Genomic DNA, 22940 nt, shown 5'->3' on the forward strand with positions numbered 1-22940 from the left:
CATGGTCCAAAAGGATCCCGCCACTCGGTGCCGCGTGGTTCACTCGCCCCGGGTGAAGGTGCGCCGGTACTCGCTCGGTGTGGTGCCGAGGATGCGCTGGAAGTGCAGGCGCAGGTTCGCGCCGGTGCCGAGACCGACGTCGGCGGCGATCTGTTCGACGCTGCGCTGCGAACGCTCGAGCAGTTCGCGGGCCAGGTCGAGACGGGCGCGCATCACCCACTGCATCGGCGTGTAGCCGGTCTCCTCGACGAAGCGTCGGGAGAACGTACGCGGCGAGACCTCGGCCTGCCGCGCCAGTGTGTCGAGGGTGAGGGGTTCGCCGAGCCGGTGCAGCGCCCACTCGCGGGTGGCGGAGAACCGCTCCCCGAGTGGCTCGGGGACGCTGCGCGGCACGTACTGAGCCTGGCCGCCGCTGCGGTAGGGGGCGGCAACCAGACGCCGGGCCGCATGGTTGGACGCGGCCACTCCGAGGTCGCCGCGCAGGATGTGCAGGCACAGGTCGATGCCGGAGGCGGCGCCGGCCGAGGTGAGCACGCTCCCCTCGTCGACGAACAGCACGTTCTCGTCGACCTGGACGAGCGGATGCCTGACCGCGAGTGCCCGCGTGTAGTGCCAGTGCGTGGTGGCGCGCCTGCCGTCGAGCAGGCCCGTGGCGGCGAGCGCGAAGGCGCCCGTCGAGATGGCGGCGAGTCGCGCGCCCCGGTCGTGGGCGGCGATCAGTGCGTCGACGACGGCCCGCGGCGGGTCGTCGCGGTCCGGGACCCGGTAGCCGGGGACGAAGACGATGTCGGCCCACGCAAGCGCGTCGAGACCGTGGGCGACGTAGTACGCGAGACCGTCGCCCCCGGCCACGAGACCGGGTGTCGCGCCGCACACCCGCACCTCGTACGGCATGCTCGCGCGAGTCGTGAAGACCTGAGCGGGAATTCCGACATCGAGTGGCTTCGCGCCCTCGAGCACGAGGACAGCGACGCGATGCAGGCGGGAGGCTGGCACGGGAAGAGGTTACGTCCCGTACTGCGCCGGCCGGCGGAGCAGTTCGCCGCAGCGCCGTGCGAGACCACCGATATGACGCGCATCACTGTCCCAGCGCTTCCTATCAGGCATGCGCGATCATGAACGGATGGACGCTCGCTTTCTTGGCATCACCGACCTGACCGAAGCTCCGTCCGTGGCGGTCGTGATCGACGTCATGCGTGCTTTCACGGTGGCGGCTTGGGCCTTTGCCCAAGGGGCGGAAAAGATCGTTCTCGCTGAGTCGCTGGACGAAGCCCTGGCGCTCAAGGCCCACCACCCGGATTGGGTCGCGCTCAAAGACGGCCCGCCCGCGCCCGGGTTCGACACCGTCAACTCGCCGGGCCTGCTGCGGTCCCTCGACCTCGGCGGAAGGACCGTCGTGCAGAAGACCACGGCAGGGACCGTCGGCGCGCTTGCGGTCAAGGAGGCGTCGCTGGTGCTGTGCGCCGGTTTCGTGGTGGCCGAGGCAACGGCTCGGCTCCTGCGGACACGCGAGTGCACCAGCGTGACGTTCGTGGTCACGGGCGAGGAGGGGCATGCCGATGAAGATCTGGCGTGCGCTCAGTACATTGCGCGGAGGGTCACCGAAGCCGGGACCGATGCAGCGGGGTTCCTCCGCCGCGCCGGCGTATCGCGCGCCGCCAAGGAACTGGCGGAGGGTGTGCGTCAAGGAGTTCATCCTGACGACGTCGCGCTGTGCCTCGAGCTCGACCGGTTCCCCTTTGCCATGGTGGCGACCTCGGAAGACTCGCTCATGGTCCTCCGCCCGTGCGCGGTGCCTTCGCCGGCCGGCCAGGCTTCGGCCTGAGCGCCGGCGAGTTCCCGCTCGACCGGGATGAGGCCACGGTGTCCGAGACGTGCGGGGTCGATCTCCCGCCCCCAGGGGCCACCCCCGGCTCGGATACCGTACTGATCGAGGATCACCGGGGGCTCAGATGCCGACACCGCAACACGACGTGACCGACCGGCTCGTGAGGGCCGTAGCCGCCGGAAGCACCGGCATGGTGCGATCCTCGCACCGAGCGGGCCTGGGAACGGGTCGGCGATCTTCCCCCGGGCCGGCGTCCAGTGGGTTCGTTCCGCCGTGGACCCGCGCCGGACAACTGCCAGTGCCTGCCGACCTGCCGTGAGAACGAGGTGGGTCAAGCACCTTGGCCCCGGGGATGGGTGCACCCTGCCCCACGACCCGCGGTGATCGCGACACTGCCGGACGGGCTCCGGCTGGTGAATCCGGTCCCTCGCGCTCGTAGGGTGTCGGCATGACCGACGACATCCGGCTCGCCGCGGAAGCGGACATCACCCAGGTGAAGGCTGTGACCGACGCGGCCTACCACCACTATGTCGAACGGATTGGTCTCGTACCGGCCCCGATGCAGGCGGACCACGCGGCGGATGTCGCGGCGGGCAGGGTCTACGTAGCGGGCGACCCGGTGACCGGCGTCCTGGTGTTGATCCCCGAGGCCGACCACCTCTACCTGCATTCGATCGCCGTTGCCCCCTCCGCCCAAGGCACCGGGCTCGGCCGTCGGCTGCTGGCCTTCGTCGAGGATCACGCACGCCGGCTCGGACTGCCCGAGGTGCGGCTGCTCACACACGCCATGATGTGGGAGAACCAGAAGATGTACGAGCGGTACGGCTATAAGGTCGTCGAACGCCGCGTGGAGGGCGCGTACGACCGCATCCACTACCGGAAGCCGCTGAACTGACCGGCGCAGACCGGTCGTTGTGCTGCGTGCACCGCCCGACACGACTGCTCCTACGATCCACAGCGCGGGTGATGCCGGGCAGCCCGGCCGCGGCCCTTCCGGCGCGGGCCCATGGGCAGGGCACCCCTGAGGTCGGACGTGCTCAGTGCTCACCGGCCGATGGGTCATGGCGGGTTCCGCGCTGCTTTTCCGCGAGCGCCCGGTCGAGCTGCTCCTGTGCCCGACGTTCGATGCCCGCGCTGTCGTGCAGCAGTTCGTCCCTCTCCTCCACCGTGGGCCGGGCAGGCGGCGGCCCCTCGTCGGTGAGGCGCTCGTAGAGCCACGCACAGGCCCGGCGCTCGTCGGCGAAGGTCTCCACCACCTCGCGGCGGCCGCGTTCGTGGACTCCCACGATCCACTCGTCGTCACGCTGTGTGAGGTAGCCCTCGTGCATGACAACTCCCGGTGTTCGAGTCCACCAACGCCGTCAGCGTGCGGGGCTGCACAGGGCAGGGGCCGGGCGAACCGACACCGGAAAACCGTGACGACGTACGGAAGATCACTCAAACCGCAGAGAGCACGACGAGCGGGAGACGGCGCGGGTGATGCGCCCGTACGAGTACGCCCTGCCTCCCAATGGGCTATGCCCTCCCGCATGTTCCGGGAAGTGGGAAACACCGAAGAACCGGCTTCGTCGTACGCGTCCCGGAACTCCACGCGACAACGCGGCCGGCAAGTCCTGCTCAATCAGGCCCTTGTGAAGGTGTCCCGCGGCGGGCCCTTTTCGCTCCGCGTGCTGCTGATGCCGCCGCCTGGATGAATCCAACAGTCGCAATGCATTTGAGAATTGACACTACATCACACCATGAGAATTCTTGAGTCCGCCCATAATCCCCGTTCGTCAGGCGAGGAAAAATATGCTTTCCATTTCTCGATGGAGCGTGGCGGCAGCAACTGCTGTGTCGCTCGCAGCTCTCGCGGGTTCCGCCTCCGCGTCCAACGACCCGAACCCTCCGGACCGAAGCTGGCACGTGAAGCGCACGGAGGTCATCAGCCTGACGTCGAAGGGCGCACCGCCCACGGTGGTCGACAACGGGACACCCGGAACCGGGGTCGGCGACCAGATCATCATCACCGCGAACCTCTTTCGCAACGGTGTCAGTTACGGCACCGAGGGTGCGGTGTGCACCCGCGTGGCGGCACAAACCACGCTCTGCACAGGCACTTTCAGCCTTCCCCGCGGGCAGGTGTCGTGGCAGCACCTGCAGACCATCCCTGTCGGCGCCCCACCCAGCGACTTCGACCTCGCCATCACCGGCGGCACCGGCGCGTACGCCACCGCCCGTGGCCATGGTCACGTCGCCCGTGTCTCACAGGCGGGCGGGGCCCTCACCCTGTACCTCGTGCGCTGAGCAGCAGGTCCACCGGCCGCATGTGTTTGCACGTCCTGCCGTGAGACACAGCAGGACGTCGGCGATCGCGGTCGGGTCGCGAAGGTCCGCCGGCCCGACCGCTGTTCGACGGTCCGGGCTCACCCGATGCGCATCGACGTGACGTCGTAGGCGATGGCCGAACTCGTCATCGGTCCGCGGCAGGTCAGTTGATGCGGAGGCGTGCGGGACGCACGCACCTCGACGTCGAGTGCCATCGGGTGGGGCGGCCGGCCGGTGATGTGGATCCGCCAGCAGTCCCGATCGCGCGAAGTGCCGGTGACCGCGTAGTCGTGGCGGCCTGCTGGGCCGAAGCGTCTGAGCGCGGCTGCGACCGCGGCCTGCTGCGGCGGGAAAAGGTCTGTGTAACCGCGCAGATGTGCGGCGTGAATTCGGTCGGTGAGGTGCTCCTCGACCGTTGCGACAGACGAATCGGCATCGAGATTGCCGTAGTAGACGCCGTCGGGTGCGATGACGACGTTGGCGGCGAACCGGTCACCGCCCACGTGCGTGCATTCCCACACCAGATTCGGCCAGCGTTCGCTCAGGGCGCGCACCACGGGCCGGCCTCGTACGGCGCAACAGGTGTCGTGCCGCCCATGCGTGCAGACGAGGACGACGGGCGGACAGCCGAGTTCTCCGGGAGCACCGAGGGCTTCGACGATCTCCGCCAAGTCCTCGTCGCATCTCCACGTGCCCCATTGCTGGCGGTGGGCGCCGGAACTCTCGTAGCGCAGTACCGCCCAGTGAGCAGGCCCTTCGCGCGTGGCGCGTCCGTGCCGCTTGACCAGAAGCACCCGTGCGCGTGCCGCCTGGGCGGCGGTGAACACCACCTCTTTGGCCTCCGGCGCCAGACGGAGGCCGTCGAAGCCGTTGGCCGGCCACGCGCCCCGGTACTCGATGAGGACCCAGACAGACCCGTGGGGCGCTGTGCCCACGAACGAGTCGCCGCGCAGCCGGGCGGCGTCGGAGCAGAGGAAGCGTTCCGGCGGAGTCACCGCTGCGACGTCACTGTCCGGCGGGCACCAGTACGCCCGCGCGCAGCAGTCTCCCGGCGAGTTCGACGCCAAGATCACCGGCGGTGCGCACCTCGCCGTCGAGAAGGCGGCTCACCGACGGGAGATCGGCTTCCGGGAAGTCGAGCCAGCCCACGCGTGTCGACAGGCGCGAGCCTTCCAGCCGCGCTTCCAGCGCTGCGCGGAGCCGCACCGGCGACTCGGGGTCAAGGCCGTCGACGGCCTTGAGTTGGGCGAGCGGTCCCAGCGGCGCCGGGCGACCCTGGCCTCTGCGCGTGCGGTGGAACAGCGGGGCGGAATCGGCCTGTGTGACGGCAGCGATGAGGCGTTCGCGGACGAAGTCGATTTCCGCGGCCGGTCCGTCCACGCCCAGCGGCAGGGTACGGCGCATCCGGGAATCGTCGCGCAGCATCGCGAGGGCGGATTGCGCAAGGTGTTCGGCCAGCGTGTAGCGCGTCCAGCTGTGGATTCCGAGTGTCAGGTGGATCGATACGTCGCCCTGCGCCTGGGCGGCGTGCAGCCAGCCCCGCGGCAGATAGAGGGCGTCGCCGGGCTCGAGCACCGTGTCGATGCGGGCCTTGCCCTTCGCGGCCTCCGCGACCGCGGAGCGGTGATCGGTCCAGGGCTGATCGCGCAGCGGGTCGGGGTGGACGGGCTCGTGGATGAGCCAGCGCTTGGTGCCCTCGATCTGGAGGACGAAGACATCGTGAACGTCGTAGTGGTCGTCGAATCCACGGTTCTGCGGCGGGGTGACGTAGCCGTTGGCCTGCACCGGATGTCCGAGCTCCGCGCTCAGCCGGGCGCAGAGGTCCGCGACCGGCCCCCACGTGCGCTGCAGCGCCTGCAGAACGAGCGTGGCGCCGTCGGCGAACGCGCGCCACACGGCCGTGTCGTCGAGCTGGTCGGAGATGGTGGCACCGACCCCGGCGGGCGAGGTGAAGGAGTGCTCGGGCAGTGTGGAGCCGTCCTTGGCCACGCGCAGGAAGGGCGTACGCAGTCCGCGGCGCGAGATGAGTTCGTCCACGGCTTCGGCGGAGAACAGGTCGGAGAAGTCGCTCGCGCGGCGTGTGAGCAACGCTGTCCGGGCCCAGACGTCACGGGCGAACGCCTCGCGGCTGAGTCCGGTCAGCCGTGATTCCAGAACCCCGGCGCCTGCTGCGGCGCCGGAGCTCGGAAGTTCGGTTCCCAGGGCACTCAAGAGCGGCTGCCGGACCCGCCGGCACCGCCATCGGCACCACCGTCCGCACCACCATCGGCACCACCGTCGTGCACACCGGGCCTACCGGCCGCACCACCGTCCGCGGGACCCTCGGCGCCACCGTCGGCACCGCCATCGTGCACACCAGGCGTACCGGCCGCGCCACCGTCCGCGGGACCCTCGGCACCGCCATCGGCACCACCATCCGCACCGCCGTCGTGCACACCGGGCGCACCGGCCGCACCACCGTCCGCGGGGCCCTCTTGCCGGTTCGGATCCTGTTCGGGGTTAGCCACAATTCCTCCTGAGAATCAGCCGCGACCGGCCTCCCCGAGTGGCACCTGGTCGTCCTTCAGGGCGATCCCTCATGGACACCGCCCACCATCACCGTAGCGCCACAGGACGAAAGCCTCGATTCGGGCAGGTCGGCCGACGGATCACCCCGTCCGGCGGACGGATCGAGTGGTCCGGCTTCCCACAGCACCTGAACTGCGTGCCGGGGTGCGATGAGAGCTGACGAGCGGCACGGATATCGTCCCGGCATGACACACGAGTTCGATCTTGCCGGGTCGCTCGCCGGAAGCGTCGAAGGCCGCAGTGGTGCGTGGGCCTCCTTCATCCAGGGATTCGCCGCCCACTGGGCCGGCGCAGCCGTGGGAGGCGATGACGGATGGACGGAAGCCGACCTCGACGCTGCCGAGGAGCGACTGGGTCGCCGGCTGCCGATGGTGTTGCGGGAGGCGTATCTGCTGTTCGGCCGCCGGAAGGATCTCACCAGCAACCACGATGTGCTGCTCGGTCCTGCAGAACTGTATGTCGATGACGCCGAAGAGGCTCTGGTCTTCCGTCACGAGAACCAGGGAGCCGCGTCCTGGGGCATCCTCCTCGACAGCCTCCAGGACGAGGATCCTGCCGTGCTCATCCGGCTGGACCTTGCCGACAAGAGCGCCGAACGGTGGGAGGACTGGCTGGAGCGCCTTTCCCTCTGCTTCGTCGAGATCATCCTGTCCGAGTCCCTGCACGCCGATGAAGAGTTCTGCGACTTCCTCGACCCGGATGACGACAGCTGCGCGTTGCTGGAGACGAACTCCGTCCGACTGCCCTTTCCTACCTACCCTCCCGGTGAGGAAACGCGGTGGTTCCTGGGCCAAGACGTCCTGCTGCGCGATGACGACGGCGCGGGCATCCTGGCCCGCGGCCGGACGGCAGAGGACCTCGATCGCATGCGTGACCTGATCCCGGGCGACTGGCTCGACGACCATCGCTGACCCCGTCCTCGAACCACTGCCGACCGAGCCGCCCGCGCCGGGGTCAGCCCGAGATCCGCTGTTCGGCTCGGGCTCGGGCTCCGGCGACGGCTCCGGCTACGCGTGCGGTTTCAAGAACGCCGGGCGCCGCCGGGGAAGAAGGGCACCCTGGGGGCAACATCGGCGAAGGCGCGCAGCACGCTCGTGCCTGCCAGGGTCAGCACGGACAGTGGCGGTCCCGCCCATCGCGTCAGGCCCTTCTGCAGGTCCGGGTCCACTTCGATCGTCACGCTGACGTACCTGGTGTGCAGCCTGGTGACCTTCGAGGGCCGAGCAGCGCTTTCCCTTCCGCGATCCAGTGCCGCGCGGTATCTGTCCTTGCGCTCCGTCATACCGCTTCCTGACGTTTGATGAGTTCCTCGGCGAGGTCCATGTACGCCGAGCCTTTTGCTCGGACCGGGCTGCCGAACGACTGGGCGTACAGGTCGAGCCGTGCGATCTGGGTGCTCAACACCACGAAGCCCCACTCGGTGAGCGCCTCACGAGCGTCGGCATCGGGGCCGGTACGCGTGGCATCAGGACGATTGGTGCGGTTCAGCACGACCACGGCCCGGGCCGGCTCCGCGCGCAGGGACTGCACGTCGTCCATCTCCGTACGGATGGGTGCCATCCGGTCCAGTTCGATGGGCGCCGGCGTCACCGGGATGATCCACTCGCTCGCATACCTCATGATGCTGCGGGCGATACGGGGATGGTCCTCCAACTGCGGCGCATCGAACACCACAGCCCGCCTGTCCCCCAGGAAGTCGTTCACACGACGATGCACGTCTCCCACCGGCAGGGCGATCACGGGAAACGGGAAACCGTCCGCCAGCTCGCTCCAGCGCAACGCGGACGAGGCCGGATCGCCGTCGACCAGGAGCGGCGAGTAGCCCGACTCGTGGAGGGCATGTGCCAGCCACACAGCGCTGGTCGTCTTGCCGACTCCGGGCTTGAGGTTCACAAAGGCGCAGGTCAACGGCACGGTAGTAACCTAGCGGGCCTGATCTCCCGCTCGGGTTCCGACGCGAGGGCAAGGCTGCCGTTCACCCGTACGCAGTCAAAGCCGAGAGGGCGGGTTCTCCGGCAGGCAGGACGGCAGGCACGCGGTGCACCGGGACAGGTGCGCCCCATGCGTGCTCTCGAGGTCAGGGGCGGGCGCCGTCCAGAGTGAGCCGCGAGCGCGGCTCGACCGGCTCGTCGCGGGCCGCGGCCCACAGGGAGCGGACATGTCCGAGGTGCCTGGCCATGCACGCCTCCGCGGCGGCCGCGTCCCCCGAAAGCATCAGGTCGAGCAGTTCGATGTGCTCCTCGGCCGAGGAGATCAGCCGGCCCTGCTCGTCAAGCCCCTTGAGGCCGTACAGCCGGGACCGCTTGCGCAGGTCCCCCACCGTCTCGACGAGACGGTCGTTGCCGGCGAGGGCGAGCAGACCGAGGTGGAACCGGCGGTCCGCGTCCAGATAGCCGATGAGGTCGTGGGCGCGGGCCCGCGCCACTATCTCCTCGGCCACCGGGCGCAGTTGCTCCAGCTGCCCGGCGGTGGCGCTGCGGGTGACCCGGCCGATGGTGGGCACCTCGATCAGTGCCCGCAGTTCGGTGTACTGGTCCAGGTCGCGCTCGCTGACCTCGGTGATCCTGAACCCCTTGTTCCGTACCGGTTCGACCAGGCCCTCCCGCGCGAGGTCGAGCATCGCCTCGCGCACAGGGGTGGCGGAGATACCGAAGTCGGCCGCGAGACCGGGCGCCGAGTAGACACTTCCGGGCCGGAGTTCGCCCGCCACGAGCGCCGCGCGCAGCGCGTGGGCGACCTGGTCGCGCAGGCGTTCCTGGGCCGGGACGAGGTTGTGCTGCTTCTGCTGGCCCATGGCGCTTCCTCCGGGTCCGCGGGAAGCGCCAGCGTACAATGTCACGTTGCGCAGTCCGCGGAGCCGGGCGCGCACGTGGGAATCCTCCGGCACACGCTAGAGCAGAAAGCCTCCTGGAAATGGGTCGGACGGATCGAGGAAGTACTGCGCCGTGCCCGTGATCCAGGCGCGGCCCGTGACGGTGGGGACCACGGCGGTCAACCCGCCGACCGTCGTCTCAGCGACGAGCCTGCCGGTGAACTCGGTGCCGATGAAGGACTCGTTGACGAAGTCACGATGCAGCGGGAGCAGATCGCGCGCGTGCAACTGGGCCATGCGCGCGCTGGTTCCGGTGCCGCAGGGCGAGCGGTCGAACCAGCCGGGGTGGATGGCCATGGCGTGCCGCGAGCGTCGGGCGTCGGAGCCGGGGGCCGCGAGGTAGACATGCTTCAGGCCGCTGATGCTCGGGTCCTCGGGATGGACAGGGCGGTCGGCGGCGTTCACCGCGTCCATGACCGCCAGTCCGGCGGCGAGCAGGTCGTCCTTGCGGGCCCGGTCGAAGGGCAGGCCGAGGGCGTCGAGCTGGACGAAGGCATAGAAGTTGCCGCCGTACGCGATGTCGTAGGTGACCGTGCCGTGGCCGGGTACGTCGACCTTGCGGTCCAGGGCGAGGCAGAACGCGGGGACGTTGGTGAGGGTGACGGAGCGGGCCGCACCGTCCTCGACCTGCACGTCGACACTCACCAGCCCCGCCGGGGTGTCGAGGCGGACGGTGGTGACGGGTTCGGTGACGGGCACCATGCCGGTCTCGACGAGCACGGTGGCCACGCCGATGGTGCCGTGGCCGCACATGGGCAGCAGCCCGGACACCTCGATGAACAGGACGCCGTAGTCGGCATCGGGTCTGGTCGGCGGCTGGAGGAGGGCGCCGCTCATCGCCGAGTGGCCGCGCGGCTCGTACATCAGCAGCGTTCGGATGTGGTCGAGGTGTTCCATGAAGTGCAGACGGCGCTCGGCCATGGTGGCTCCGGGGATCATGCCGACGCCGCCGGTGACGACGCGGGTCGGCATGCCCTCGGTGTGGGAGTCCACGGCGTGGAGGACAAGACGGGTGCGCATGGCTTCTCTCCTGGTCGGGTGGTGCGCGTGGCCGGCGTTCGTGCTTCAGCGGTGGCCTTCGGCCAGCACCTTCTCGGTGGCCGCCCGCACCGCGGCGTCCTGCTCGGTTGTCAGCGGCGCACGCGGCGGGCGGGTGGGACCGCCGGGGCGGCCCGCCAGGTCCATGGAGCGCTTGATGGCCTGAACGAACTCGGTCCGCGAGTCCCAGCGCAGCAGCGGATGCAGTTCCCGGTAGAGGGGCAGCGCGGTCGCCAGGTCGTGGGTCACGGCAGCCCGGTAGAGGGTGACGCAGGAGCGGGGCAGGGCGTTGGGGTAACCGGCGATCCAGCCGACGGCGCCGGCAAGGGCGAGTTCCAGAAGGACGTCGTCCGCGCCGATCAACAGATCGAGGGACGGCGCGAGTTCGGCGATCTCGTAGGCCCGGCGCACATCACCGCTGAACTCCTTGACGGCGACGATGCTGCCCTCGTGATGGAGCCGGGCGAGGAGCGCGGGGGTCAGGTCGACCTTGGTGTCGTAGGGGTTGTTGTAGGCGACTACGGGCACGCCCGCCCGTGCGACCTCGGCGTAGTGCGCGGCTACGGCGTCGTCGTCCGCCCGGTAGGCGTTGGGCGGCAGGAGGAGTACCGATCCGGCCCCCGCCTCGGCGGCGTGCTCGGCCCAGCGCCTGGCCTCGGCGCTTCCGTACGCGGAGACGCCGGGCATCACCCGGTCCCCGTCTCCGGCCGCCTCGACGGCGGTGTGTACGACGCGGGAGCGCTCGTCGTCGGTGAGGGTCTGGTACTCGCCGAGTGAGCCGTTGGGGACCACGCCGTCGCAGCCGTCGGCGAGCAGCCCGGCGACGTGTTCGCCGTAGGCGTCCAGGTCGACGGAGAGGTCCTCGCGGAAGGGAAGAGCGGTGGCGACCATGAGGCCGTGCCAGGGTCGGGTACGGAATGCGGGTGCGGATGCGGGTGTCATGGGTGCTCCTTCGGTGAGTGTGTCGGGTGCGGGGCGCGGCCCGGTTCTGCGACGTCCCGGTCCCCTTGATCAGCCGCCGGGTCCCCGCTGCCGGACGCGTCCGTGCCCGGCAGCTGTGCGAGGTTGCCCAGGAGGACCGGGCACGACAGAGGACGGCTCTCGGGTGGTGGTTCCCGGCCCGCGAGCGCGGCCACCGCGAAGGCGCACATGCGGCCCTGGCACCAGCCCATTCCGGCCCGTGTCAGCAACTTGACGGCCCGTGAGTCGGTGGCGCCCAGCGATTCGACGGCATCGCGGACCTCGGCGACCGAGATCTCCTCGCACCGGCACACCACGGTGGCCGGGGTGAGCCACGCGATCCAGCCGGGCCCCGGGCGGTGCGCGGCGGCCATCGTGTCGGCGAAGGCACGTCGACGCGCGCGGCGGCGGGCGAGAGCCTCCGTACGCGGCGGCAGTTGTGTCCCGCGCAACTCCTGCGCCACGTCGTGGCCGGCCAGCCGGCCTTCGAGCAGGGCCAGTTCCACTCCGCCGACACCTCCGGTCTCACCGGCGGACCAGATGCCCGGCACCGAGGTGCGCTGCCGCGTGTCGAGGGCCAGAGCGAGCGTCCCGTCCGCCGTTCGCCGTACGGCGCAGCCGAGGGCGGTGGCGAGTTCCAGCTGCGGTACGAGTCCGTGGCCGACCGCGAGCGCGTCGCAGGGGATGCGCCGCCCGGTGCCCGGCACGGGTCGCCAGGCGCTGTCGAGCCGTTGGACGGTCACCCCCGTCACCCGGCCGGTGCCGTGCACCGCGGTCACGGCGTGCCGGGACAGCACCCGCACCGCGCGGCGTGCCAGACCGGCGCCGAGGCGGGCGCCTTCCAGCGCCTTGCCCGGGTTGACGGCGATGGTCCCGAGCCGGTCCGCGTACGCGGTGTACGCGGCGGCCTCGACGACCGCCGGCACGGTGGCGCCCGCCGCCGCGAGCGAGGCGGCGGCAGCCAGCAGCAGGGGGCCGCTCCCCGCCACGAGCACGCGCCGCCCCGGCAGGACCAGGCCCGACTTGAGCATCGCCTGCGCCCCTCCCGCCCCGACCACACCGGGCACCGTCCACCCGGGGAACGGGAGTTGACGCTCGTACGCCCCGGTGGCCAGCAGCAGTGTGCGTGCCCGGACGGTCACCGCCCGCTCCTCCTCCCCCGCGACCGCGTGCAGCACCCAACCGCTCTCGTCCGTCTCCGGCAGCACCGTCCAGACGTGGTGGGCGGGCAGGTACCGGATACGGCCGGCCGAACGATGCCGGCGCAGCCGCTGCTCCCATCGGGTCCAGGCACGCGGTTTGTGGTGCGGCAGGCTCGATGTGCGCGCGCCGAGCTCCGGTGGCGGGTGCCGGTAGTACTGGCCTCCCGGACGGTCCCCTGCGTCCAGGAGGGTCACGGTGACCCCGAGATCCGCGGCGGTGACCGCGGCGGTGAGCCCGGCGGGCCCCGCCCCGACCACCGCGAGACCGGCGGCCTGTTCGCCCGTCGCGCGCCCGTGTTCAGACGGCGAGTTCGGCATGTCCGGTGCCCTCCTGGGTGGTGACCGCGTCGCCGGGGTGCGCCCGCAGGAGACAGGCCCGCCGGTTGGGGCGGCCGTTGACGGTCGCGAGGCAGTCGTAGCAGGACCCGATACCGCAGAAGGCGCCGCGCGGCGCGCCGCTCTTGCGGGTGGTGCGCCAGGCGAGAATGCCCGCGGCCCAGAGCGCCGCAGCGATGCTCTGCCCGGGCAGCGCCCGTACGGGGCGTCCGTCGAAGGTGATCTCGAAGGTCCGGCCGGGCTCGGCCCGTACCGGATCTGTGGGTGACCGGCTCAACGGTCCGCTCCTGTCGGTCGGTGGGCAGGGTCGTCGAAACGTTCGGGCGCGAACGGTGCCGGGTCCAGCGGTGGCGGTTCACCGCGCAGCGCGGTGGTGATCAGCAGTCCCGTCGCCGGCGCGAGGCCGATGCCCGCACCCTCATGGCCGCAGGCGTGGAAGAGGCCGGGCACGCGGGGATCGGGGCCGATGGCCGGCAGATGGTCCGGCAGATAGGGACGGAAGCCGTGGTAGGCACGCATGACCCGGACGTGGGCGAGTACCGGGAAGAGTGCCGCCGCCTGGGCGGCGAGGCGGCGCAGCGCTTCGCCGGACAGAGCGCGGTCGAAACCGACGCGTTCCCGGGTGGCACCGATCAGGACGGGCCCTGCCGGTGTGCCCTCCACGACGGCCGAGGACTGCAGGGCTGCCGAACCGCTTGCGACATCGGCGATGTAGTCGGCAGCGTAGACCTTGTGGCGTACGACCCGCGGCAGCGGTTCGGTGACCAGGACGAAACCGCGACGTGGGAGCACCGGCAGCGTCGTGCCGGCCAGTTCGGCCACGTGACCGCCCCAGGTTCCTGCGGCGTTGACGACCGCCGGGGCGCTCAGCTCGCGATGGGCGGTGCGGACGCCGTGGACCGTGCCGTCCGCGCCGGTGAGGATCGCCACGGCCTCCTCGTCCAGGTACCGCTCGCAGCCCGATGAGTGCAGCAGAAGGGCCGCCGCCCGCGCGGGCTGGACCTGGGCGTCCTGCGGGTAGTGGAAGCCACCCGCGAGCCACGGGGCGAGATGGGGTTCGAGCCGGCCCAGTTCGTCGGCCGCCACTTCACGGGCGTCGACCCCCGCCGCTCGCTGTCCCTCGGCGAAGTGACGCAATGCGTCCAGGGCGGCCTCGTCGGGCGCGACGACCACGCCGCCCTTGGGCTCGTACTCCACGGACGCCGGGAGAACCGCGGCCAGTTCACGCCAGAGCCGCACGGACAGCAGGGCGAGTTCGAGTTCCGGCCCGGCCGCCTTGTCGGAGACGAGCAGGTTGCCCTCTCCGGCGCCCGTGGTGCCGCCCGCGACCGGGCCGCGGTCGACGACGGCCACACGGAGTCCGGCGCGGCTCGCGTAGTAGGCGCAGGCGGCTCCGACGACGCCGGCACCGATGACGACGACGTCGTGGGTCTGAGTGCGGGACACCACCGAAATGTGTCACTCCTCCGCTCGGGCTGTGGGGAATCCGATCAGGGACCGGGTGCGGCCCGGTCCCTGATCGGTCGGTCAGCTGCGCAGCGGGCCCTCGCAGGTGTAGGTCGAGGTGCCGGCGCTGCCGTTGCTCCAGATGTCCACCTCCCCGAACGAGCAGTTCATGTCGGCGAGGTTGTTGGAGGCGGAGCCGGCCCGGTCGAGAATGAAGTGGTCGACCGTCTCGGACATGTCCTTGAATACGTGGTCCGGTGAGCCGGCGTCGGTGAGCCGGGCGGTGACGCGCCCGGTGCAGGAGAAGCGGCGCATACCCGCCTCACCGGCGTCGGCGCACCTGGGTCCGGCAGATGTCGCGTTCTGGAAGAGCGATGCGACGGCGGCCGTCGAGGCGTCCCGCAGCTGCGCGTTGGGCGTGTACTGCGTGTCGGGCACGAACAGGTCGTCGACCTCGGCGATCCGCGCGTCCAGGAAGGCGTCGTAGCCCTGCTGGATCGTGGGGTCGCCGCCGAGCCGGCCGCGCCAGGCGTCGAAGGCAGCCGGGTCGTCGGCCCTCAGATGCCGGTACATCTCCCGCAGGAGCGAGGGGCGTTCAGTCCACAGGAACTCGAAGAAGGTGCCGGCGTAGTCGTAGAAGCGGAAGCCGTCCCCGTCGTACGTGGCGTGCAGCAGCCGGTCGACGCTCATCCGGGGGCCGCCGCCCGCCGTGTCGTCGATGACGCCCTGCACCAGGGACTTGCGCACGGCGATGCCGTCGTCGCGGGTGGCGCCGTCGAAGAACTCCGCCGTTCCCTCGTCCATCGCGGTCGTGCGGTCGCCGCTGTACCAGGGGCCCTCTCCGAAGTAACCAGGCACGGCAAAACGGCCGTTGAGGTAGTGGACGTACTCGTGGCGGAAGAGTTCCTCGAGGGTCAGCGAGGAGTCCTGCGGTACGCGGCGCTGGTACGTGTAGAACGTGGCGCCGCGCTCGATGTAGACGCCGCCGTTCTCGGTGCCCATGCCGGTGAGGATGGGGTGGTAGACCTCGTAGTCGCCGCGGGAGGCGTACAGCACCACGTTGAGCGTGGTGTTGGTGTCGCCGGTCAGCGGCTCCAGGGTGCCGAGCACTCGGTGGAACTGTGCCTTGACCTGCTTCGCGGCGTAGTAGAGCTGGTCCACGGTCGCGCGGTCCAGGCCGGTGCGGACCCTGATCGCCCCGCCGTCGTAGGTGTAGGTGTGCGGGAAGATCCGGCGCTCGATGTCCTCCTTGCACACGCTGTAGGGCTTGCACGCCTCATAGAAGTTGAGCCAGGTCACGAGTGAGGCCCAGGGCGCTGCCCCACGCCCGAAGGTGGCTTCGGTGACCGGCAGCAGGGCCCCGAGATCGGGGACGATCCCCGCGGTCAGGACGGTGACCTGGCCGAAACGGCCGTACTCGCCGAGGGCGTCCCGGGCGACCCACGCGTTGACCGTGCCCTTGAGATGACCGTGGCCGGCGAAGGCGCGGAACGCCGCCCGGTAGGAGGGGTTCTGTGTCACCACGTTGTGGAACGCGATGTCGCGGTTGCCCGGGTAGATGCCCAGGTAGTTCACCGAGAGTGCGGCCAGCGCGGCGCCGCCCCAGGAGGCGTCGTCGTACTGCCCCTTGTGGTAGCGGTCCATGGTGGCCAGGACCTTCTTGATGAGTGCGAGCTGGCTGTGGCGCAGTCCGGGCGCGCTGCCGGTGTAGAGCGCCTCGCGAAGGGTCTCGGCGTTGCTCCTGGTGACATCGAAGGTGCGGGCGGCGGTGCCGAAGGCATTGACGGCGCGCCGCATGGCCTCGGTGGTCGGGACGTCGGTGACGTCGATCTCGGTGTGCGAGAAGTCGTGGTAGGCCACGGCGTGGAGGTAGGTGAACATCTCCAGCAGATGGGTGGAGTTGCGGCCGTCGTGCGCTGCGGCGAGGGTCGAGGCACGGCGGCTGACGGCCTGGACGTGAGCGTCCGACATGACGCGCGGGAGCCGTGGGTCCCAGGTCCATATGAGGTCGCCGAGGCAGCCGTCGGCCGTGACGGCCGGATCGGCGAGGAAGTCGGCGAACTCCTCGGGTGCGAGCACCGTGACCGCGTCAAGGGTGCAGGGCGCCGCGGTGGGAGTTGCCGCGTGGTGCGGAGCTGGAGCGCTGCGCCGGCCCGGCGTGCGTGCCTGCGGCAGACCACCCGGTGCGGGGGCGGCGGTGGGCGCGGAGCGGGGTGCACGGGCGAGGCGTTCCACCTCGTCGCCCGTGCGGTCGGTGGGCGGCGCCTGCGACCGGGCGACGGTGGGCGGCGGAGGTTCGACAGCACCGGTCTGCCCGATCGGGAGGAGCAGTAACGCGGCGACGGCGCCCGTGAGGAAGGGGGCGCGCATCGGTCTGAGCTGGGACACCTGGACTCCTGTGTGGGAGGTGGGGGTGGTGCAACAGCGGACGGAGCATCACGAAGTACCCGGTTGAAAAACGGAGTTGGGGACGGGTACGACGGTACGCAGCAGGTAACATAGTATTGTGAAATTTTACTGGCAAGGGGTGTGCGGGACTTGTCCGGCCCCATCGGGCATCGACACCACGCGGACCACCGCCTGACCGCTCATCAGAGCCGGGCGGCAACGGCAGCCCCCGCCGGCCCGACGCCCCCAGGGCCCGAGCGAAGTGGCCGCCGTGTCACGGCGACGGGCTGGAGCCGGCGGCCTGTCTCGTGGCCTCCGGCCACGCGTTCACCCACCGGCGTGCGCACCTCGCTGACCGCACATTCTTTCGCTGAAACGCTGGTCCGCCTTCGGCTGGGAAGGCCGGGGGGTGCGGTTGAATGTGCGAGGTGACAGCTTCCTGGAGCCGGCCGTGGTGAAAGACTCCGACGGCGAACCGCTGCGTCCTCGGCCGCCTCGGACACACCTGGGGTTGCCGGCCCTGTTGTTGTTCCCCCCGGTGCTGCTGGTGGTGGATCTCCTCACCCCGCCCGACATCCGGCTCGGCCCCGTGATGGTGGCGGCACCGGTCCTGTCGGCCGCCTTCCTCGGACCGGCAGGAGTGCTGCTGGTCATCCTGGTGACGACCCCGTGTGTAGTGGTGGCCGCCGCAGCCAACCTGCAGTTGGGCGCCACCAACTTCCCCTTCCAGTTCGGCGCGTTCGTGCTGCTGAGCCTGGCCGCTCTGGCCGCGAGCACCGTCCGCCGACGGCGGGAGCGCGAACTGGCGAGCTCCCGCTGGGTTGCCCAGGTGACCCAACGCGTTCTGCTCCGCCCGCTTCCACGCCGAGCGGGTTCCTTCACCCTGGCGTCGCTCTACCGCGCCGCCGACGAGGAGGCCGCGATCGGCGGCGACCTGTACGCGTCTGTCGAGCGCAACGGCACTATCCGGGTCCTGCTGGGGGACGCTCAGGGCAAGGGCCTCGCCGCGCTGGAGATGGCCAACTCGCTTCTGAACGCCTTCCGGCGCGCGGCGCGGCACCACAGCCGGTTGGACGTTCTCGTCGCCGAACTCGAGGTGGAATTCGGCGAGGACATGCGCGACTGCGCCGCCGCGCGTGCCGAGGACGCCGACATCCGCAGCAAGCATCTGGAGGAAAGCTTCACCACCGCCGTCATCCTCGAAGCCGCCGACGCCCACAGCACGATCGCCCTGATCAACCTCGGACACCCACCGCCGCTGCTCGTCGACCGCGGCACGGTCACCAGCGTCGAGTCCACCGCCCTCTTGCCACCGATCGGTCTGGCCGACCTCAACGGGCAGGAACTCCACGTGCAGAGGGTCGACTTCCCGGCCGGTGCCACCATCCTTCTCTACACCGACGGCGTGATCGAGGCCCGCAATACCGCCGGCGTCTTCTACCCACTGGCCGACAGGATGCGCTCGTGGGTACACCTGGCACCCGACGAACTGTTGATGGCCGTCCACGACGACCTCCGGCGCTATGTGGGCACGCGCTTCACCGATGACGTGGCGATGGTGGCCATCAGCCGCACCGACCCGCCGGTCTCGGCACGCCGGCACGAGGCCGGCCCGGCGCAGCGTCCGGACGCGTAGCGGCCTGGGACCTCGACGGCCGTCAGTCCTTCTTCAGCTCCTCGGCGAGCATCACCAGGATGCCGCTCGGACCGCGGAGATACGTGAGCTTGTAGACGTCCTCATAGGTCGCCACACCACGCAGCGGGCGGCATCCGTGTTGCGCGGCTGCTTCGAGGGCTTTGTCGATGTCGTCGACCGAGAAGGCGACGCGATGCATGCCGATCTCGTTGGGACGAGTGGGCTCCGACTCGATCGCTTCGGGGTGGATGTACTCGAAGAGCTCGAGGCGACCGTGACCGTCAGGCGTTTGCAGCATCGCGATGTTGGCGTGATTGCCATCAAGCCCGACGGCGGTGTCGGTCCACTCGCCACTGACCGTGTCACGGCCGACCACGGTGAGGCCGAGGTCGGTGAAGAAGGAGATCGTTGCTTCGAGGTCGCGAACGGCGATGCCGACGTTCTCAAGTTTGATGGCCATGCGTCGCATGCTAGCGAGCCGGGTGGATCGGGAGCGTCCGGCGACGACGCAGCCATCAGGGCGACATCCTGGAGAACCTTGTCATGCGGCCCGTCTCGGCCGGCCGTACCGCGCCGGATGGCGAACCCACTCCGCGACCGCCGCACTCGGCGCGGACACGTGGGTGGGACCCGATACGCGTCTTCATCCGCGGCCGGGCCGGAATCGCTGGTCGGATTGCGCTTCGGCCCCAGGGACAAGGGACGAGACCTCGTCGATCATGATGCGCATGACCTCTGAGGTAATCGCACCGCCCAGCCACGCTCGGCTACGTTCTGGTCCTCGCCCGCCTCCCCGGAACGAAAGGAGCCAGCGGTGCCCGCATACGGCTTCGCTCATCTCCGCAGCCGTCGGAATCACTCCGACATCATCGAGTACCTGGAGCGCATCCAGGCAACCCTCGACCCGTTCGCCGGCCGCTTCGTCATCCACGGTCCGCCGGTCGACGTCGTGGAGGGTACGTGGCCCGGCAGCATGGTGCTGATCGAGTTTCCCGGCCTGGCCGAAGCCCGTGCCTGGTACGACTCTCCCGCCTACCGCGCCATCCTGAGTCTGCGTACCGACCACGTGGAGGGCGACTTGCTGCTGATCGAGGGCGTAGGTCCGGACTACGACCCGGCCGAGCGCGCTCGCACGCTGCGATCAGAAGCCGGCCGAGCGGGCCGGCCGACCACGTAGCCCTGCCGGCCGTCTCCGTCCTTGTTGTCCCAAGTTCCTTGGTTCCCCACGTGCCTTTGCCTGTCGAGGAGTTGTCTGTCCCGCAGGATGGCTGTTCCGACCGGTCCTGCGCCTGCTCGCTCGGCCCCGACGGTGGGTGGATGTCGCCGGTCGACAGAGGCGGGAGCGGGAGTTCGACGCCAGGGGGCGGGCCGAGCACGTCGCGAAGCCGGTTGTTCAACGCGCACGCCGTGGTCGGCCGCCGGCACCCGTGCACGGTGACGGACACCGCTCCCCACCGGCTCTGACCACGCCCGCACGCGGAACTGCGCCTGTCCCCCGCGGCCGTGCCCATGCTGTCGCCGCACACCGTCCGGACAGTGCGGTGGGAGCGACGCACGGCCCACGACATGGCCCCTCACGCCACCGGCTCCTCGCGCCACGCCGCCAGTGCCTCGTAGCCATCGGCCTGGATGCTCACCGGCACGACAGATACGACAGGCAGATAGGACTTACCGCATGTTTCCGGCATTGTGCTCCATGCTGGTCCTGCCACGTCAGGCCCCACCCGGGGCGCCGCTCCTTGCCCGGTGCGGGATGTGCGCATGTACGACGACCGGAGGACCATGTACAGGCAGGATCACCCCCGTCCGACCTCTGCCACCCGGCGTGCCGTACTCGGCGCCGGAATCGCCGCAGCAGGATCCGCGCTGCTCACCGCCTGTTCGGGCGGCGGCGCGGACTCCACAGCCGGCGCCGGAAAGGGGGCCGCCGGTGCCCAGGGCTCCCTCGCCTCGGACGGCAAGAAGGTCCGGCCCACATGGACGCCCAGCCCTGAAGGAAAACTCCGCGGGCTCACCTTCACCGCCACACCGGCCACCGTCGAGATCGGCAACGGGCGCACCGTCAGAACCTCGACCTACAACGGCGAACTGCCCGGCAACGAGGTACGGATCACCGCCGGCGACACCTTGCAGTTGACGCTCGCCAACCACCTGCCCGAACCCACCACGGTCCACTGGCACGGAGTCGCCCTGCGCAACGCGATGGACGGCGTGCCCGACGTGACGCAGCCGCCCATCAAGCCCGGCGCGACCTTCACCTACCGCTTCAAGGCGCCGCACCCCGGCACGTACTGGTTCCACCCCCACCTGGGTCTGCAGGTCGACCGCGGAATGTATTCGCCGCTGATCGTCGACGACCCCAACGAGCCGCTCTCCTACGACACGGAATGGATCGTCCTGCTCGACGACTGGATCGACGGGGTCGGCGGCTCCAGCCCCGAGGACATCTTCGACCAGCTCCGCAAGGGCAAACCCGCCATGGGGCACGGCCACGACAAGCCCTCCGGAGGGGTCGCGGCGGGATACGGTCCGCCGCGCGGCCACGCGCCGCAGCCCCACCACACGCCGGCCCGCGAGCATGCCTCGCCCTCGCCCTCGTCGAAGCCGAGCCGAGGCCCCGGCCGACTGATGACCGGCGCCAGCAGCCCGCTGCTCGGCGGCCACGCCGGTGACGTCGCCTACCCGCACTACCTGATCAACGGACGCACACCCGACGACCCGACGCAGTTCCGGGCCAAACCCGGCGACCGTATCCGGCTGCGCATCATCAATGCCGGCGCGGAGACCCCGTTCCGCGTGGCCCTCGGCGGACACCGGATGACCGTCACCCACAGCGACGGCTTCCCCGTGCGCCACCACCGAACCGATTCCCTGCTCCTCGGCATGGGCGAACGCTACGACGTCCTCATCACCGCCAAGGACGGCGTCTTCCCGCTCACCGCACTCGCCGAAGGCAAGAACGGCGCCGCCATGGCCGTCCTGCGCACCGCGAGCGGCGCACTGCCCGGGCCCGACAGCCGGCCTGCCGAACTGCGGCGTGCCGTCCTGCCGTCGGCACGCGAGCTCAGGCCGCACGAATCCGTCGAACTCGACCGGCGCCGACCGGACCGGATCGTCAGAATCACCCTCACCGGCGGCATGAAGAACTACGACTGGGGCATCGACCACCGCCCCTACTCGCCCGACCGCGTCCACCGCATCGAACACGGCGAACGCGTCCGGCTGGTGGTCGTCAACGCCACCGACATGTGGCACCCCGTCCATCTGCACGGCCACACCTATGCCCTCGCCGGCATCGACTCGCACGGCGCCCGCAAGGACACGGCCACCGTCCTGCCTCACAACAAGCTGGTCCTCGACTTCGACGCCGACAACCCCGGCGACTGGATGCTCCACTGCCACAACATCTACCACTCGGAGTCCGGAATGATGACCACCGTCACTTACGAGGCATAGCCCAACACCAGGGCGCCGGAGGCGAGTTCCGGACGCGGCGGATGTCTGTGCTGTGAACCTCCTGCCCGGACCGCCCGCGTGGCCCGCCCTGGCCCGGAAACCGATGGCGTGGATCACGGTCTCGATGGATGGCTTCGTCACCGACCCGACGGCGGGTCGAGATGGCTCGTCGAGACCGCGACCGCCGAACAGGGCGCCGCGTACGACGAAGAGGGGTCGGTGGGGCGGATGGTGACCTGGCCGGGGCAACGAACGCCCGACCCCGAGAATCGCCGACCCCGCCACCACGGGCGGGCTCTCACTGATGGCCGTGTGCTTCATCCAGCGGCCCGCAGAGAAACGCGGCACGTTCACCCCCGCACCACCGACAGCGTTCGCCTTCGGGATGACGCGGCGAACGGGATGGTGATGCAGGGAACGGCCCACCCGACAACAAGGCTGCCAAGACTTCCGTGACTCCCTGACGCGGCGCGACCACGCAGAGACGTCAGGCACTCGCCAACCGTCGGATCAGGGGCTCTGATCTGTGCCTACCTTGATCAGGAGGCTCACAGCACGATGAAGATCACCGAGTTGTTGAAGTTCCTGTCGTACCGGTTGTCGTAGAAGTCGCAGTTGTTGTTGCGGTTGTCCCAGCCCCTCCCGTCGGAGCATCCATAGTTGCCGCCGCCACTTGCGCTGCTCGAAGCAAACGCACCGGTTGCGGGTATGACTGCGAGAGCGAGGCCTGCGGCTCCTGCGGAGACTGCGGCAATGATCTTACGGCGCACCCTCATACACCTCCGACTTTTTCTTGCATATCGGGCGATAGGGTATATTTCACCCTCCTCTCCTTGCGGTGCCATGTCAATGCCGCACGGCAGCTGCCCGTAGCCTCCGCATCCCGGGCCCCTCCCACAGCCG

The 22940-nt window shown here is 70.1% G+C and carries 23 protein-coding genes; 8 read left to right on the top strand and 15 right to left on the bottom strand.

The window, feature by feature from the left end:
• Positions 1-39: 39 nt before the first annotated feature.
• A complete protein-coding gene (locus ACFWU3_RS23515; RefSeq protein WP_384440875.1) occupies positions 40-996 on the bottom strand; it encodes a GlxA family transcriptional regulator in 957 nt (318 codons plus the stop codon).
• 127 nt (positions 997-1123) lie between these two features.
• Between ACFWU3_RS23515 and ACFWU3_RS23520 the strand changes: the two genes are divergently transcribed.
• Complete coding sequence (locus tag ACFWU3_RS23520; RefSeq protein ID WP_384441015.1) at positions 1124-1825, top strand: 2-phosphosulfolactate phosphatase; 702 nt, start codon at positions 1124-1126, stop codon at positions 1823-1825.
• A 451-nt stretch (positions 1826-2276) separates the two neighbouring features.
• On the top strand, positions 2277-2723 hold the full coding sequence (locus ACFWU3_RS23525) for a GNAT family N-acetyltransferase (protein WP_384440878.1): 447 nt from the start codon (positions 2277-2279) through the stop codon (positions 2721-2723).
• 142 nt (positions 2724-2865) lie between these two features.
• Here the strand turns inward: ACFWU3_RS23525 and ACFWU3_RS23530 are convergent, their stop codons facing one another.
• The gene (locus ACFWU3_RS23530; protein ID WP_384440881.1) at positions 2866-3156 is read right to left on the bottom strand and encodes a hypothetical protein; all 291 of its coding nucleotides are present in this window, start codon (positions 3154-3156) and stop codon (positions 2866-2868) included.
• 577 nt (positions 3157-3733) lie between these two features.
• Between ACFWU3_RS23530 and ACFWU3_RS23535 the strand changes: the two genes are divergently transcribed.
• Positions 3734-4114, top strand: a complete 381-nt coding sequence (locus ACFWU3_RS23535; RefSeq protein ID WP_384440884.1) for a hypothetical protein — start codon at positions 3734-3736, stop codon at positions 4112-4114.
• 119 nt (positions 4115-4233) lie between these two features.
• Here the strand turns inward: ACFWU3_RS23535 and ACFWU3_RS23540 are convergent, their stop codons facing one another.
• Together ACFWU3_RS23540 and ACFWU3_RS23545 are read right to left on the bottom strand one after the other, a co-directional pair.
• Positions 4234-5130: a sucrase ferredoxin gene (locus ACFWU3_RS23540; RefSeq protein WP_384440887.1), complete on the bottom strand. Its 897-nt coding sequence runs from the start codon at positions 5128-5130 to the stop codon at positions 4234-4236.
• Between the two features lie 10 nt (positions 5131-5140).
• On the bottom strand, positions 5141-6346 hold the full coding sequence (locus tag ACFWU3_RS23545; protein ID WP_384440890.1) for a cupin domain-containing protein: 1206 nt from the start codon (positions 6344-6346) through the stop codon (positions 5141-5143).
• Positions 6347-6414: 68 nt separating this feature from the next.
• Here ACFWU3_RS23545 and ACFWU3_RS23550 point away from each other — a divergent pair, with 68 nt between their 5' ends.
• Together ACFWU3_RS23550 and ACFWU3_RS23555 are read left to right on the top strand one after the other, a co-directional pair.
• The gene (locus ACFWU3_RS23550) at positions 6415-6654 is read left to right on the top strand and encodes a hypothetical protein (protein ID WP_384440893.1); all 240 of its coding nucleotides are present in this window, start codon (positions 6415-6417) and stop codon (positions 6652-6654) included.
• Positions 6655-6888: 234 nt separating this feature from the next.
• Positions 6889-7614, top strand: a complete 726-nt coding sequence (locus ACFWU3_RS23555) for an SMI1/KNR4 family protein (protein ID WP_384440896.1) — start codon at positions 6889-6891, stop codon at positions 7612-7614.
• A gap of 110 nt (positions 7615-7724) precedes the next feature.
• Here ACFWU3_RS23555 and ACFWU3_RS23560 read toward each other — a convergent pair whose 3' ends face one another.
• From ACFWU3_RS23560 to ACFWU3_RS23600, 9 genes are all read right to left on the bottom strand, one after another.
• On the bottom strand, positions 7725-7883 hold the full coding sequence (locus ACFWU3_RS23560) for a hypothetical protein (RefSeq protein WP_384440899.1): 159 nt from the start codon (positions 7881-7883) through the stop codon (positions 7725-7727).
• A gap of 98 nt (positions 7884-7981) precedes the next feature.
• The gene (locus ACFWU3_RS23565) at positions 7982-8617 is read right to left on the bottom strand and encodes an AAA family ATPase (protein ID WP_384440902.1); all 636 of its coding nucleotides are present in this window, start codon (positions 8615-8617) and stop codon (positions 7982-7984) included.
• Positions 8618-8780: 163 nt separating this feature from the next.
• On the bottom strand, positions 8781-9497 hold the full coding sequence (locus tag ACFWU3_RS23570) for a GntR family transcriptional regulator (RefSeq protein WP_384440905.1): 717 nt from the start codon (positions 9495-9497) through the stop codon (positions 8781-8783).
• 96 nt (positions 9498-9593) lie between these two features.
• Entirely contained in the window at positions 9594-10595 is a 1002-nt protein-coding gene (locus ACFWU3_RS23575) for a proline racemase family protein (protein WP_384440908.1), read from the bottom strand.
• 45 nt (positions 10596-10640) lie between these two features.
• The gene (locus ACFWU3_RS23580) at positions 10641-11555 is read right to left on the bottom strand and encodes a dihydrodipicolinate synthase family protein (RefSeq protein WP_384440911.1); all 915 of its coding nucleotides are present in this window, start codon (positions 11553-11555) and stop codon (positions 10641-10643) included.
• Complete coding sequence (locus tag ACFWU3_RS23585) at positions 11552-13093, bottom strand: FAD-dependent oxidoreductase (protein ID WP_384440914.1); 1542 nt, start codon at positions 13091-13093, stop codon at positions 11552-11554. Before ACFWU3_RS23585 ends, ACFWU3_RS23580 begins: the two co-directional genes overlap by 4 nt.
• On the bottom strand, positions 13074-13388 hold the full coding sequence (locus tag ACFWU3_RS23590; RefSeq protein WP_384440917.1) for a (2Fe-2S)-binding protein: 315 nt from the start codon (positions 13386-13388) through the stop codon (positions 13074-13076). Before ACFWU3_RS23590 ends, ACFWU3_RS23585 begins: the two co-directional genes overlap by 20 nt.
• Complete coding sequence (locus ACFWU3_RS23595) at positions 13385-14557, bottom strand: NAD(P)/FAD-dependent oxidoreductase (RefSeq protein ID WP_384440920.1); 1173 nt, start codon at positions 14555-14557, stop codon at positions 13385-13387. Before ACFWU3_RS23595 ends, ACFWU3_RS23590 begins: the two co-directional genes overlap by 4 nt.
• A gap of 81 nt (positions 14558-14638) precedes the next feature.
• A complete protein-coding gene (locus ACFWU3_RS23600) occupies positions 14639-16945 on the bottom strand; it encodes a collagenase (RefSeq protein WP_384440923.1) in 2307 nt (768 codons plus the stop codon).
• A 523-nt stretch (positions 16946-17468) separates the two neighbouring features.
• Between ACFWU3_RS23600 and ACFWU3_RS23605 the strand changes: the two genes are divergently transcribed.
• The gene (locus ACFWU3_RS23605; protein WP_384440926.1) at positions 17469-18581 is read left to right on the top strand and encodes a PP2C family protein-serine/threonine phosphatase; all 1113 of its coding nucleotides are present in this window, start codon (positions 17469-17471) and stop codon (positions 18579-18581) included.
• Positions 18582-18603: 22 nt separating this feature from the next.
• Here the strand turns inward: ACFWU3_RS23605 and ACFWU3_RS23610 are convergent, their stop codons facing one another.
• On the bottom strand, positions 18604-19041 hold the full coding sequence (locus ACFWU3_RS23610; RefSeq protein WP_384440928.1) for a VOC family protein: 438 nt from the start codon (positions 19039-19041) through the stop codon (positions 18604-18606).
• A gap of 354 nt (positions 19042-19395) precedes the next feature.
• Here ACFWU3_RS23610 and ACFWU3_RS23615 point away from each other — a divergent pair, with 354 nt between their 5' ends.
• The gene (locus ACFWU3_RS23615; RefSeq protein WP_384440931.1) at positions 19396-19758 is read left to right on the top strand and encodes a DUF1330 domain-containing protein; all 363 of its coding nucleotides are present in this window, start codon (positions 19396-19398) and stop codon (positions 19756-19758) included.
• A gap of 605 nt (positions 19759-20363) precedes the next feature.
• Complete coding sequence (locus ACFWU3_RS23620; protein ID WP_384440934.1) at positions 20364-22037, top strand: multicopper oxidase family protein; 1674 nt, start codon at positions 20364-20366, stop codon at positions 22035-22037.
• A gap of 548 nt (positions 22038-22585) precedes the next feature.
• Here ACFWU3_RS23620 and ACFWU3_RS23625 read toward each other — a convergent pair.
• Entirely contained in the window at positions 22586-22807 is a 222-nt protein-coding gene (locus tag ACFWU3_RS23625; RefSeq protein WP_384440937.1) for a hypothetical protein, read from the bottom strand.
• Positions 22808-22940: the final 133 nt, after the last annotated feature.

This window comes from Streptomyces sp. NPDC058685 (assembly GCF_042714725.1).
GTDB lineage: Bacteria > Actinomycetota > Actinomycetes > Streptomycetales > Streptomycetaceae > Streptomyces.